This window comes from Rhodococcus sp. Leaf278 (genome assembly GCF_001426085.1).
In the GTDB taxonomy this organism is placed as follows: Bacteria; Actinomycetota; Actinomycetes; order Mycobacteriales; family Mycobacteriaceae; genus Rhodococcoides.
Map to the genome: position 1 here is coordinate 1 of NZ_LMRR01000017.1, position 13,701 is coordinate 13,701.

Genomic DNA, 13,701 nt, shown 5'->3' on the forward strand with positions numbered 1-13,701 from the left:
CACCCCGAACGATTCCGGGCCCAACCCACCGCACCATCGTTACCAACACCGACCGGAATCAACATCCACCTGTCTCAGACAGGTTGACAACTACCGAATTTTGCGCGCATTCAGCGAGTGCGCGCGCGTTTGCGGGAGAACCCCACACTCGGTCTCCGGCGCACAGGTCCTAGGTGCTCACCCCTCCCGAGTGATGGCCGCCAACACAGCGGTCAACACTCGAACAGCACCGTCTTTGTCCAGTGGATCGTTACCGTTTCCGCATTTGGGTGATTGCACACAGGACGGACAACCGGTCTGGCATTCGCAGGAGACGATGGCGTCTTTCGTGGCCGCGAGCCAATCCGCGATGGCTACGTGGCCACGGTCGGCGAATCCTGCTCCGCCGTCGTATCCGTCGTAGACGAACACCGTCGGCAGGCCGGTGTCGGGGTGTAGAGCCGTCGACACTCCGCCGATGTCCCAACGATCGCAGGTCGCCACCAGGGGCAGTAATCCGATTGCGGCGTGCTCGGCCGCGTGCAGTGATCCGGGGAATCGCTCGTAAGGAACTCCGCTGTGCTCCAACAACTCCGGGGTGATGGTGTACATGACAGCTCGGGTGTCGAGGGTCTGTGCAGGCATGTCGAGTTCGATTGAATCGAGAACCTCGCCGGAGAGCAGGCGTCGCAGATACCCGACTACCTGATGGGTGACGTTGACCTGCACCAGTGCTACGCGCACCTCGCCGTAGTCGACGGATTCGTGCACCGCCGTGATCGAGATGTCGGTGATCTCGCGGGCCGAGGTGTTCCACTCGGGTTGCTCTGCGTGCACCAGCGCCAGACCGGCGTCGAGATCGAGTTCGTCGACCACGAACGACTCGCCCTGGTGGATGTGGACAGCGCCGGGATGTGCAGTGGCAGGTGCTCGTCCGCCGTCGACGGTACCGAGCATGCGGCCGGATTCACCGTCGACGATGGCCACCTGCACACCGGTGCCGCCGCGAATATTCACCGCACCGTGCGGTGACAGTTGCTGCCCCTCGGGGGTGATGAACCATCCGTGTGGACGCTTGCGTACGTAGCCCTTCAGCTCGAGCTCTTCGAGTACCGATTCTGCGCTCAGCTCCTCGGCCTCGACCAGGGTGATCGGCAGTTCGACTGCAGCGCAGAGCAATTGCGGGGCCAGAATGTACGGATTGGTGGGGTCGGTGACGGTGGCCTCGACGGGCCTGTCCAACAGAGCCGCCGGGTGATGCACCAGGTATGTGTCGAGTGGATCGTCGCGCGCCACGAGCACCAGCAGTGATCCTTCTCCGCGACGTCCGGCGCGGCCGCCCTGCTGCCAGAACGACGCAACCGTACCGGGGAAGCCGGCGACGATCACCGCGTCCAAGCCGGCGATGTCGACGCCCAATTCGAGCGCGTTGGTGGTGGCAACGCCCAACAATGTGCCGTCGGACAGATCGGATTCCAGCTTTCGCCGGTCCTCCGCCAAATACCCTGCGCGATAGGCGGCGACGCGTCGCACCAATTGCGGATCGACGTCGGCGAGAATTCTCTGGGCCCCCAGCGCGGTGACCTCTGCGCCGCGCCTGGATCGAACGAAAGCCAACGTTCGGGCACCCTCCACCAGCAGGTCGGCCATGATGCGCGACGCCTCCGCGCCGGCGGATTTCCTTACCGGAGCGCCATTTTCGCCGGTGATCTCTTTGAGCAGCGGTGGTTCCCACAGGGCTACGGTGCGCGCTCCGTGCGGGGAGCCGTCCTCGGTGACCTCCTCGCACGGCGCTCCGATGAGTCGGCTCGCTGCTCGTCCGGGTTCCGATGTCGTGGCACTGGCGAGAACGAACACCGGTGACGCACCGTAGCGGGCGCACAGGCGTCGCAACCGCCGTAGCACCAAAGCCACGTTGGATCCGAAAACGCCTCGGTAGTAATGGCATTCGTCGACGACGACGTAGCGGAGATTGCGCAGAAACCGGGACCATCGCTCGTGGGACCCGAGAATGCCGAGGTGCAGCATGTCCGGGTTGGTGAAGATCCAGCGCGCATTGGCGCGGGCCCACTGGCGAATTTCGATCGGGGTGTCGCCGTCGTACGCACTGGGGAACACCTCCGCGAGTTCGTCTGACAGCGAACGCAACTCGTCGGTGATCGAGATGGTGGTGCGTAGCTGATCGGCGCCGAGGGCCTTGGTGGGAGCCAGATACAACGCGGTGGCGCGGGCGTCCGCGGACAGCGTCGTCAGAATGGGGAGTTGATAGGCCAGGGACTTGCCCGATGCGGTACTCGTCGAGAGCACGACATGACTGCCCTCGGCTGCGAGAGTTGCCGCTCGCGCCTGGTGCGTCCACGGTCGCGCAATTCCGCGAGAGGTGATCACCTGCACCACTTCCGGGCCCACCCACGACGGCCACGGTGCGAACTGGGAGGCGCGCGCCGGCAACTCGGCGACGTGGGTCAGCGGGCTTTCGTCGGCGGGTGAACCGGCCAACGCACGATTCAACAGCCGCTGCCCGTAGCTGACAACATCCGCACCGCCGTGCGGATGTATCTCACTCACTGCCGATCTCCAAGCATTCGTTCGATCTACTGGCCACCCATTCGACCCGGGCTGTCCATGCTATCCCCAGCCCGAAACGAGCCGTTGACGCCCTGGTGGGGGCCGCAATTCATCCGTGTCGTGTTGTGCGTTTCCACAACATGGGCAAATTGTTCGAAAAGGGTCGGTTTTCGACTGTTGCGAACGCGGAGTTCATGGTTCACTTGACGCGGTCGCAGCTTCTGTGTTCGTTCTACGCTTCGCAGGATCTCATGTTGCGGGCGCGGTACTGGGAGAGCTCGTCCATCAGGGGGAATCCTGAGGGGGATTCGTACAAGTGCAGCGGTCGGAACCGGCCCGATGGATCGAAAGTGCGCTCCATCGAATCCGGTGTTAGAAAGAGAAGGAAAAGCATGGCACAGGGAACTGTGAAGTGGTTCAACGCCGAAAAAGGCTTTGGATTCATCGCACCAGAAGACGGCTCCGCTGACGTTTTCGTCCACTACTCCGAGATTCAGGGCAGCGGTTTCCGCACCCTCGAGGAGAACCAGCGCGTGGAGTTCGAGGTCGGCCAGGGCACCAAGGGTCCTCAGGCAACGGGCGTTCGCGCAGTCTGATCCTCGTCTCATCGAGTCGAGATACGTCATCCCCCTTCTCGATCGGCACCCTTCAGGGTCGATCACGGAGGGGGATGACGCATTTGCGAACCACCCGGGTGCGGCGAAAGCCGTGAGCGTGGCCGCCGATGTCCTAATGTCCATGCTGTGAACCAGCTGTCCTTCTTCTCCGCCGAATCGTTGCCGCCCGCGGTGACCGATCTCAGTGGTCTGCTGGCCGCCACCGGTCACGTCGTAACCTCCGCGGGTTCGGCCCGTATTTCTGTCGTCGTCGACGCGCAGTGGCGCGCGGATGCCATCGCCGAACTCATCGAGCAGTGTGGTCTGGCTGCAGAGGTGGGGCGATCGGAAGAAGACCGGCCGCTGGTGCGTACCGCGTCGGTGCCCGAACTGTTCGCGCTGGCGTCTCTGTGGACCAAGGGTGCTGTCAAAGCCGTCCCTCCCGGGTGGATACCGGGTTCGCGCGAACTCCGCGCCTGGGTGCTCGCGTCCGGTCGTCCCGAGGCCGAGGGTGAGCGGTACGTGCTCGGACTCGATCCCCACGCACCGGAGACCCATTCCGTCCTCGCACAATCGCTGATGCGCGCCGGCATCGCGCCGACGCTGATCGGCACTCGCGGCTCCAATCCGGGACTGAGAATCACCGGTCGACGACGGCTGTTGCGTCTGACCGAGAACGTCGGTGAGGCTCCCCGGAACGTGGACGCACGTACCATTTGGCCGCGCGCGGAGTAGGCCTATATGTGACTGATCTGCGAGTATTTGGTCGACGTATGTCAGTCTGTTAGTAGTGGGACAGGCAAATCTGCCTGTGAAAACGCACTAGGGAAGGTTCGGCAGCAAGGTGGCAGCACGTAAGAACGGCACGGGGGACAGCTCCGCCGAGCCGCGTCGTCTGGTCATCGTCGAGTCCCCGACCAAGGCAAAGAAGATCGCCCCGTACCTCGGGAGCAACTACGTCGTCGAGGCCTCCGTCGGCCACATTCGCGACCTTCCTCGCGGTGCCGCGGACGTACCCGCCAAGTACAAGGGCGAGCCCTGGGCGCGTCTCGGCGTGGATGTCGACCACGACTTCGAGGCCCTCTACGTCGTCTCGCCCGAGAAGAAGGGCAAGGTCGCAGAGCTGAAAAGCCTGCTCAAAGACGCCGACGAGCTGTACCTCGCCACTGACCCCGACCGCGAGGGCGAGGCCATCGCCTGGCATCTCCTCGAGACCCTGAACCCCAAAGTCCCTGTTCGACGCATGGTCTTCCACGAGATCACCAAGCCGGCGATCCTTGCCGCCGCCGCCGACACTCGCGACCTCGACCACGACCTGGTCGACGCCCAGGAGACCCGTCGTATCCTCGACCGTCTCTACGGCTACGAAGTGAGTCCGGTGCTGTGGAAGAAGGTCATGCCGAAGCTGTCGGCGGGCCGAGTGCAGTCCGTCGCCACCCGCATCATCGTCCAGCGTGAGCGCGAGCGGATGGCATTCCGCAGCGCCGAGTACTGGGACATCTCCGCCACTCTCGACGCCGGTGCCGAGGCGAGTCCCCGCAGTTTCGGAGCCCGGCTGGTCAATGTCGACGGCAATCGCGTCGCCGCAGGCCGCGATTTCGGAGCCGACGGCAAGCTCAAGACCGAGTCCGTGACCGTCCTCGACGAACCGCGTGCCCGACGCCTCGCCGATGCTCTCGAAGGCGTCGATCTGACGGTTGCGTCGGCGGAGGACAAGCCGTACACCCGTAAGCCGTACCCGCCGTTCATGACGTCGACGCTGCAGCAGGAGGCCGGCCGCAAACTGCGGTTCAGTTCCGAGCGCACGATGCGCGTGGCGCAGCGTTTGTACGAGAACGGCTACATCACCTACATGCGTACCGACTCGACGTCGCTGTCCGCGTCGGCGGTCTCCGCGGCACGGGCCCAGGCAACCGAGCTCTACGGCCCCGAGTACGTGCACCCGACTCCGCGGCAGTACACCCGCAAGGTCAAGAACGCGCAGGAAGCGCACGAGGCCATTCGCCCCTCCGGTGACGTGTTCCAGACTCCCGGCCAGCTGCACTCTGCGCTGCAGACCGACGAGTTCCGGTTGTACGAGCTCATCTGGCAGCGCACCGTGGCGTCGCAGATGGCGGATCTGCGCGGCACCACGCTGACGCTGCGCATCACCGGAACCGCAGGCACCGGCGAGGAGTGCACGTTCTCCGCGTCGGGCCGCACCATCACGTTCGCCGGCTTCCTCAAGGCCTACGTCGAGAGCGTCGACGACGAGGCGGGCGGTCAGACCGACGACGCCGAGTCGCGTCTGCCAGCGCTCGAGGCCGGCCAGGCAGTGACGGCCACCAAGCTCGATCCCGACGGCCACACCACCAACCCGCCGGCTCGCTTCACCGAGGCGTCGCTCATCAAGACGCTCGAAGAGTTGGGAATCGGTCGACCGTCGACGTATTCGTCGATCATCAAGACCATTCTCGACCGCGGCTACGTCTACAAGCGGGGCAGTGCCCTGGTGCCGTCGTGGGTGGCGTTCTCGGTGATTGCGTTGCTGGAAGCGCACTTCGGGCGTTTGGTCGACTTCGATTTCACCGCCGGCATGGAGGACGATCTCGACGCGATCGCGGGAGGCCGTGAGCGACGCGGTGATTGGCTGCAGAATTTCTACTTCGGCGGCGAGACCGGTGCCGAGGGTTCGGTGGCGCGCTCCGGCGGCCTGAAGAAGATGGTGGGCCAGAATCTCGAAGAGATCGACGCGCGCACCATCAACTCGATCCGTCTGTTCGACGACTCCGAGGGCCGCGAAATCCATGTGCGCGTGGGCCGTTACGGTCCGTACCTGGAACGGATGGTCAAGAACGACGACGATCCCGACGGTGACCCGATCAGCCAGCGCGCCAACCTGCCCGACGATCTGCCGCCGGACGAGTTGACCCTCGACTTCGCCGAAAAGCTCTTCGCCACACCACAAGAGGGCCGCAAGCTCGGTGTCGACCCGCTGACCGGCCACGACATCGTCGCGAAGGAAGGCCGTTTCGGCCCCTACGTCACCGAGATCCTGCCCGAGCCGGAACCCGAGCCGACGCCGCCTCAGCCCGACATAGTGCCCATCCCGTCCGGTAGCGACGGTGATGGTGGCGGTGGCGTCAAGACTGCGGTGAAAAAGGCTGCCGCCAAGAAGGCACCGGCCAAGAAGGCTGCTGCGAAGAAGGCCACCGGCCCCAAGCCGCGAACCGGCTCGTTGCTCAAGTCGATGGATCTGGCGACGATCACGCTCGACGATGCCCTCAAGCTGCTGTCGCTGCCGCGCATCGTCGGCGTGGATCCGGAGTCCAAGGAAGAGATCACCGCTCAGAACGGTCGTTACGGCCCGTATCTGAAGAAGGGCACCGACTCTCGCTCGCTCGCCGACGAGGATCAGATGTTCACGGTCAGTCTCGAAGAGGCCCTGAAGATCTACGCCGAGCCCAAGCGTCGCGGCCGTCAGGGTGAGGCCAAGCCGCCGTTGCGTGAGATGGGCGTCGACCCGATCAGTGAGAAGCCGATGGTGATCAAGGACGGCCGATTCGGGCCGTACGTCACCGACGGAGAGACCAATGCGAGCCTGCGCAAGGACGACGAGGTCGAGTCGATCACCGACGATCGTGCGTCGGAGTTGTTGGCGGACAGGCGCGCTCGTGGTCCGGTGAAGAAGAAGGCACCGGCCAAGAAAGCGGCCGCCAAGAAGGCACCGGCCAAGAAGACTGCGGCCAAGAAGGCTCCGGCCAAGAAAGCCGCTGCCAAGAAGACCGCCACCAAGACCACTGCTACCAAGACCACGGCGTCCAAGACCACGGCCGCGAAGAAGGCCCCGGCGAAGAAGACCGACGGCGAATAGCCCGACGAGCTCGAAGTCATGGACGATTTTCGTGCCGTATCCATCCATAGCTTCGAGTTCGCGGGTTCGGGTTGTCGGGCGCAACCACTAGGGTTGGTGTCATGGCGGGTGTGTTCGATCGATTGGTCGGTCAGGAAGATGTCGAGGCCGATCTGACGGCCGCCGCGGTGGCTGCTCGTACGGGCGTCGACTCGTCGGCGATGACGCATTCGTGGCTCTTCACCGGTCCGCCCGGATCCGGTCGCTCGGTCGCCGCCCTGTGCTTTGCTGCGGCGCTGCAGTGCACCACCGAGGGTGTTCCCGGGTGCGGGCACTGTCAGGCGTGTACGACGACCATGGCCGGCACCCACGGGGACGTGCGGCGCGTCGTACCCGAGGGCCTGAGCATCAGCACCAAGGAGATGCGCGACATCGTCTCCATCGCCTCGCGTCGTCCCAGCACCGGTTTGTGGCAGGTGGTCGTCGTCGAAGATGCCGACCGCCTCACCGAAGGTGCCGGAAACGTGCTGCTGAAGGTCGTCGAGGAGCCGCCGGCGCGGACGGTGTTCCTGTTGTGCGCTCCGTCGGTCGATCCGCAGGACATCTCGGTGACGCTGCGCTCGCGATGCCGTCACGTCTCCTTGGTGACGCCCACGGTGCCGGCGATCGCCCAGGTGCTGCAGACCCGCGACAAGCTCGACGCCGAGACCGCCCAGTGGGCCGCGTCGATCAGCGGCGGGCATGTGGGCCGAGCGCGTCGACTCGCCACCGACGAGGACGCACGAGCGCGGCGCAAACGGGCGCTGGCGCTCGCGTCGGCCGCGGCCCGGCCCAATCAGGCCTACCTCGCGGCCGAGGAACTGGTGAAGGCCGCCGAGGACGAGGCCAAGGAGATGAGTGCCTCCCGCGACGAAGCCGAGACCGAGGAGCTGCGAACAGCCCTCGGCGCGGGCGGTACCGGTAAGGGTGCGGCAGGGGCACTGCGTGGCTCAGCGGGTGTGCTCAAGGACCTCGAGAAGCGGCAGAAGTCTCGGGCCACCAGGACCGGGCGCGACTCGTTGGACCGGGCGTTGATGGATCTTGTGGGCCTGTATCGAGATGCCCTCGCCCGTTCGTACGGATCGACCGCAACGGCTACTCACCCCGACATGGCCGAGCAGGTCGAGCGGATGGCGAAAGCGGTCTCGCCCGAGGCGCTTCTGAAGAGCATCGAGGCGATCCTCGAATGTCGAGAGTCGTTGGCGGTCAACGCGAAACCGAAGTTCGCGATATATGCGATGGTGGCAACGCTGGGTGACGTGCTGCGCTAGTGGCCGAGCCCGCCACTCGGCTTCAGGGAGGGCGATTTTCGTTTCGACGGGATGCTCCGTTAGACTCACCAACGCCGAAAGGCACGCCGCCTTAGCTCAGTCGGTAGAGCATTTCACTCGTAATGAAAAGGTCAAGAGTTCGATTCTCTTAGGCGGCTCCACCAGCAGGCCCTTGACACGTACCAACGTGTCGGGGGCCTTTTGCTTTGTCGTGTAGGTCCTGCAAGATCGATCCATGCGACCTGACGAGGTACACAGCGCCGGTGACGTGATGACCGCGATCGTCACCACTGGCACCGGTGGATACGACAAGCTCGTCCTGTCCGAGGTGCGGAGACCGGTGCCGGGTCCGGGTGAGGTCCTTGTTCGAATCTTGGCGGCGGGGATGAACAACACCGAGATCAACACGCGGGTGGGCTGGTATCAGGACGGCGGGTGGAACGAGACGACACCGTTCCCGTTGATTCAGGGCACCGACTGCTGCGGGATAGTGTGCGCGGGCACCGAGACCGACAAATCCATCGTCGGCCGCCGTGTTCTGGTTCGATCCTGCATGCGTGTCGACGGTTTCTCGTCGGGTGAGACGCGTTGGCTGGGATCGGACATGAATGGCGCGTTCGCCCAGTTCGTCGTCGTTCCGGCGAGTGAGATCTTCGTGGTCGATTGTGAGTGGACCGACGCCGAGCTGGCGACGATTCCGTGTGCGTACGGCACGGCGGAGAACATGATCGCCCGCGCGGGAGTGCGTCCAGGGTCGACGGTGTTGGTGACCGGCGCATCGGGCGGAGTCGTTTCTGCTGCAGTGCAACTCGCGGCTCGGCGCGGCGCGCGCGTGATCGGAATCGCGAGCCGTGCCAAGCACGATCAGCTCCGCGAACTCGGCGTCGACGAGGTCTACGGACGTGATGTGGACGTGGTGGGCACCCTCGGCAAGCGCAGCGTCGATGTGGTGATCGACAACGTCGCCGGCGCAGGGTTCGGTCCGTTGCTCGATCTTCTCGTTCGTGGGGGAACGTACGTATCCTCGGGCGCAATCGCGGGCCCCCTCGTCGAGCTGGATCTACGAACGATGTATCTGAACGATCTCACGCTGCTCGGGTGTACAGCGTGGGATGAGGACGTGTTCCCGAACCTCGTGTCGTACATCGAAGCCGGTGAGATTCGGCCATTGCTGGCCGAGTCTTTCCCGCTCGAGCAGATCGCGGTGGCGCAGCAGCGGTTCTTGGAGAAGGACCATGTCGGAAAGTTCGTGCTCGTACCACCGGTCGTCCTCGATCAGGTCTGACTGGCGGTACGAGCACGGACAGAATTCTGGTTGTGCCACACCGAGAATGCGAGTGCGGTGGTTGCGAGATCGGCCGTTCGGGCAAGATCGAGTCCAGTGAGTTCGGTGAAGTCCTTGAGCCGTCGTCGAACAGTATTTCGGTGGCGGTAAGTGCGGCCGGCGATATCGGCAATGGTTCCGCCGTGCGCAACCAGATCCCCGACGGTCTCGAGAATGGCTGTGCGCTCGTATTCGGTCAGCGTGGTCAAGGGCCCGAAGGCTGCTTGGTAGACGGCGTCGGAGATCTCGGCGTTGCCTGCCGCGATCACTTGCAACCATGTGTCGCGGACATGCCTCACTCCTGGATCGCCGCGTCCGTCGACCGCTGTGCGGGCCAGTCTGATGGCACGAGGGACCCGCGTCAGCCCGTTCGCGTCGACTACCGCGCAAATGTGGCCACTCAGCGCGGTCAGGTGCGAGGTTACGTCCGGTCGATCGTCCGGTAGATGCACGATTGCGCGCAGTTCGTGTCCGTACCAACCGAAATGGTGTGCAAGACCGGCAGAGTGCAATCGGTCGGTGCAGTCTGCGATGAGATCGGGGCGCGGAACAGGGAAACTGCCGACGATGCACAGATACGACCCCAGCACGGGCAGTCCGAGAAGCTGAGAAGCGTTGTCGACGGTCAATTCGTTCTGCGCTCCTTCGATGAGCAGTTGATCGAAGGCTGCCGACCGCAGTTCTTCCATGCCTTCTTGAGCTACCTGGTAACCCCGTACCACCTCTTCGGTGCTCGCTTCGACCGTCTCCCAAACCATTACGGAGGACAACTCGAGAAAGTCCAAACGCTCCAGGGGTGAAAGTAGCCGCCCCTCCGATACCAACGCCCCCCACAGCATGCGCAGATCGATACGGAACGAGTGCAGAACCGTCGGCAGTGGTACGCGTTGTCGGGCCCGGAGGGTGCCCACGTCGAAAGCAGCCCCTGCCAGTGTCTCGGGCACCGGGCCGCCTACCAGTCGTGTCAGGGCCAACCTCAACGTGCGGTCCATGTGATGACGGAGATCGTCTTTGCTCACCGGACCGCCGGTGTATCCAGGCTCGTCCCCGAGGGTGCGTTCGACGGCGAGGTCGGTCAGTTCGTCCAAGTGCAATGTAAGTACTTGCATCGCGGCGGCGCGTACCAGCCGAGCGGTGTGTGTCTCGGTGCTCATCTGTGCTCCTCGGTCGCGTCAGCACGTCCGAAACGTGGCGGCAACACGATGTTCTCGGGTCCGTGACGGGATCAGTGAAATCTGGACCACGTGGTGCAGTGTGCACCATATTCCTAGCTAACGCGCGTCAATATTCGCATTGACCTCAGCGTTTTGCGCCACTTCAATGATGTGTATCACTCACACACCGGCCGTTTTCACTCTCGCCACACGCGTGGTCCGAAAGGAAAAGTTCGACCATGACCGACGCCCCGGCACGGCCCACCGACTCGCTCGCCGAATCGACAGCAACCCTCGAAGCGCTTCTGCGCGACGGCTATGGATTGACTGTGACGTCCATGAAATTTCTGGGTGGCGAGCTGGATCGCAACTACCGGGTCCGAACTCCGGATGCGACGTACCTCGCCAAATTTCAGCTGCGAGCAGCTGACCGAGCCGAGCTGCAGTGGCAGGAAGATATCTTGCTGCACCTCGCGGAGCAGGATCTGCACGTACCTGTTCCAACCGTCGTGCGCACTGTGTCCGGTGCCCCGAACCTCGCGGTCGACTCCGGTCCCGAGCTCGGAACGCTTCGCGTATTCGAGTGGGTGCACGGCACCGAGCTGGCCAAAGTTGCCGAGCACACCGATGTGCTGCTCACCGAGCTCGGCTCCACCGCCGCTCACATCACTGCGGCCTTGGACGGCTTCACTGCCTCCGACCTCCTCCCGACGCACCACTGGGACGTGACGAATTCTCGGTCCGCAATCGAGTCCTGCATCGCTGATGATCCCGGCCTGGCCGACCTGGAGTACGTGCGCACCGTCCTTGCGTGGTTCGACTCGGTCGAGCCGCGTCTGCCGAGTTTGCCGACCGCAGTGGTCCACCACGACCTGAACGACAACAACGTTTTGGTCAGCGTCGATGGGGACGACCAACACGTGTCCGGAGTGCTCGATTTCAACGATGCTTTACGCAGTGCCCGAGTTGCCGAACTCGCTGTAGCGGGGGCTTACGCAATGCTGCGTAAGTCCGATCCGCTCGGTGCTCTCGGCCTCGTGGTTGCGGGATACAACGACGTCTCGTCCCTGACGGACGACGAGATCGACGTCGTATTTCCACTCTCCGCTGCACGACTGTGTGTGCAGGTCCTGACCTGGACGAGCCGTGGTCGTGTCGACCCCACCGCGTACGGACGCATGCGAATGCAGTACACCCTGCCCACTCTTCTTGCAGTCGCGCGCCTGGACCCCACGGTGGCGTCGGCGCATCTGCGCTCGGTGTGCGGTCGAGTCGCGTCGACGGCGACCGACGCCGCCCGATATTTCGTTGCGAACGCAACGGCTGTGACGATTCTGGGTGAGTCCCGGACGTCTTCAACGGGCGAGAACGCCGATATTCCTGTTCGACCCGCTGTGGGCGAACCCGCTACTTACTCACCGCACTTGGCGGTGCATCAGCACCGGTCGGATATCTGGCGACCGGACATCGGAGAGCCCGAGACCGTGTCACTCGGCTCCACGTTCTGGCTGGCCGACAGCACCGTGCTGTGCACTCCTCTCGAGGGCCGCGTTGTCGAGATCGAGCCCGTTGTCATCGAACACGGCGGTGTCGGTGGTGCACCGTTGGCGTATTCGGTGTGGTCCGGTGTGCGGCCGCTGGTAGGTGTCGGTGAAAGTCTGGCGGCGGGCGAGCCTCTTGGGGAGACAATCGACCTGCACTCCTCGGGGGCTCCCACCCTGCGTGTGCAGATCGTCGCCACACACGATCTCGCCCTGCGGATGCCGTCATACGTGTCGGCAACGGATGCGGCGTACTGGGCGCACGTGTGCATCGACCCCGCACCGTGGTTCGACAGGACTCGGTCCGAGAACTCCGACGAGGGCTCCGACGTCTCCGCTTTCGTGCGGGGTCAAGGTGTCTGGTTGCACGACAACCGCGGTGTGCGTTATCTGGACGCACGATCGGAGGGGGGCGTCCACGTAGCGCACGGCGACCGGCGCATCGTCGCTGCGGCCAATCGGCAGATGCTCTCTCTCGACGTAGCGAGCGATGTCACGGTGGCGAGTCGACTTCTGACCCGGCGAATCCTGTCCACGATGCCCGAAAGCTTGGACACCGTGCTGTTCACCGACACTGCTGACGAAGCACTGGGCCTGGCCGAACGGTTGGCGAGTCGAGTTACGGGGCGCGCCTCGACTACACGACCGAACGAACACCCGACGGCCGAATTCGACCGGTCGGCTCTGCCGGCCGCAGTGATCCTGGAAGCCGTCGTAGCCGACGGCGTGCATCCGACGTCGCACGAATTCTGTGTATCCGCCTGTGCCGGTGCGAACGCCGCAGGCAGTGTGGTGATCGTCGACGAGACCACGAGCGGCCCGGGTCGAAGCGGAACTCACCTGTGGCAGTTCGACGCGTTGGGCATCGTTCCCGACATCGTCGTGCTCGGCCGCAGGTTGGCGAACGGACACCCGATTGCCGCCGTGGTGACCAACTCGGAGATCGCGCACAACAGTGGGGTCGACGTCGCCCGCTACAACGCCAACCCAGTCCCCGCTGCCATCGCCGCAACGACACTCGACATCATCGAGGCAGACGGCCTGATGCAACGCGCACATGCGGTCGGAGCTTATCTACGGACCGAGTTGACGGCTCTCGCATCGGATGTCTCAGCGGTGTCCGACGTGCGTGGTTGGGGCTTGATGGCCGGAATGGAGTTGAGCGGTGGGTCGATGACGAGCGTCGCTGCCGCGAGGTACGCCCGCGCAGTGCGCCGCCGCTTGGCGCGACACAGTGTGTTGATCGGACAGTCGGGCAAGGGGGACAACGTTCTCACCGTCGACCCACCGATGACGTTCTCGCACTCCGACGTCGATCTTCTCGTCACTCGCCTCGCCGACGTCTTCACCATGGCGGACATCCGTCCCGCCGACACCGACAGCTCATCGTAGGGACA

At 64.1% G+C, this 13,701-nt stretch carries 8 protein-coding genes, 1 tRNA gene and 1 pseudogene; 8 read left to right on the top strand and 2 right to left on the bottom strand.

Annotated features, from left to right (window positions below; genetic code table 11):
• Positions 1–177: 177 nt before the first annotated feature.
• Positions 178–2,547, bottom strand: coding sequence for a DEAD/DEAH box helicase (locus ASG84_RS16100; protein ID WP_057478060.1), 2,370 nt, complete (start codon positions 2,545–2,547; stop codon positions 178–180).
• Between the two features lie 392 nt (positions 2,548–2,939).
• Here ASG84_RS16100 and ASG84_RS16105 point away from each other — a divergent pair, with 392 nt between their 5' ends.
• The 7 genes and pseudogenes from ASG84_RS16105 to ASG84_RS16130 all read left to right on the top strand — a co-directional run bounded on the left by ASG84_RS16105 (position 2,940) and on the right by ASG84_RS16130 (position 9,570).
• On the top strand, positions 2,940–3,143 hold the full coding sequence (locus ASG84_RS16105; protein ID WP_005248460.1) for a cold-shock protein: 204 nt from the start codon (positions 2,940–2,942) through the stop codon (positions 3,141–3,143).
• 147 nt (positions 3,144–3,290) lie between these two features.
• Complete coding sequence (locus ASG84_RS16110) at positions 3,291–3,878, top strand: hypothetical protein (RefSeq protein WP_057478061.1); 588 nt, start codon at positions 3,291–3,293, stop codon at positions 3,876–3,878.
• 109 nt (positions 3,879–3,987) lie between these two features.
• Positions 3,988–6,996, top strand: coding sequence for a type I DNA topoisomerase (gene topA, locus ASG84_RS16115; protein ID WP_057478062.1), 3,009 nt, complete (start codon positions 3,988–3,990; stop codon positions 6,994–6,996).
• A 117-nt stretch (positions 6,997–7,113) separates the two neighbouring features.
• A pseudogene (locus ASG84_RS28775) lies at positions 7,114–7,152 on the top strand (hypothetical protein).
• Positions 7,149–8,285: a DNA polymerase III subunit delta' gene (locus ASG84_RS16120; RefSeq protein ID WP_442970968.1), complete on the top strand. Its 1,137-nt coding sequence runs from the start codon at positions 7,149–7,151 to the stop codon at positions 8,283–8,285. Before ASG84_RS28775 ends, ASG84_RS16120 begins: the two are co-directional and overlap by 4 nt.
• Before the next feature lie 85 nt (positions 8,286–8,370).
• Positions 8,371–8,446 (top strand) — tRNA-Thr (locus ASG84_RS16125).
• Between the two features lie 74 nt (positions 8,447–8,520).
• On the top strand, positions 8,521–9,570 hold the full coding sequence (locus tag ASG84_RS16130) for a zinc-binding dehydrogenase (RefSeq protein ID WP_057478064.1): 1,050 nt from the start codon (positions 8,521–8,523) through the stop codon (positions 9,568–9,570).
• Here ASG84_RS16130 and ASG84_RS16135 read toward each other — a convergent pair.
• The gene (locus tag ASG84_RS16135) at positions 9,561–10,763 is read right to left on the bottom strand and encodes a helix-turn-helix domain-containing protein (protein WP_057478065.1); all 1,203 of its coding nucleotides are present in this window, start codon (positions 10,761–10,763) and stop codon (positions 9,561–9,563) included. The genes ASG84_RS16130 and ASG84_RS16135 overlap by 10 nt on opposite strands.
• Before the next feature lie 239 nt (positions 10,764–11,002).
• Between ASG84_RS16135 and ASG84_RS16140 the strand changes: the two genes are divergently transcribed.
• The gene (locus tag ASG84_RS16140) at positions 11,003–13,696 is read left to right on the top strand and encodes an aminotransferase class III-fold pyridoxal phosphate-dependent enzyme (RefSeq protein ID WP_057478066.1); all 2,694 of its coding nucleotides are present in this window, start codon (positions 11,003–11,005) and stop codon (positions 13,694–13,696) included.
• Positions 13,697–13,701 lie beyond the last annotated feature (5 nt).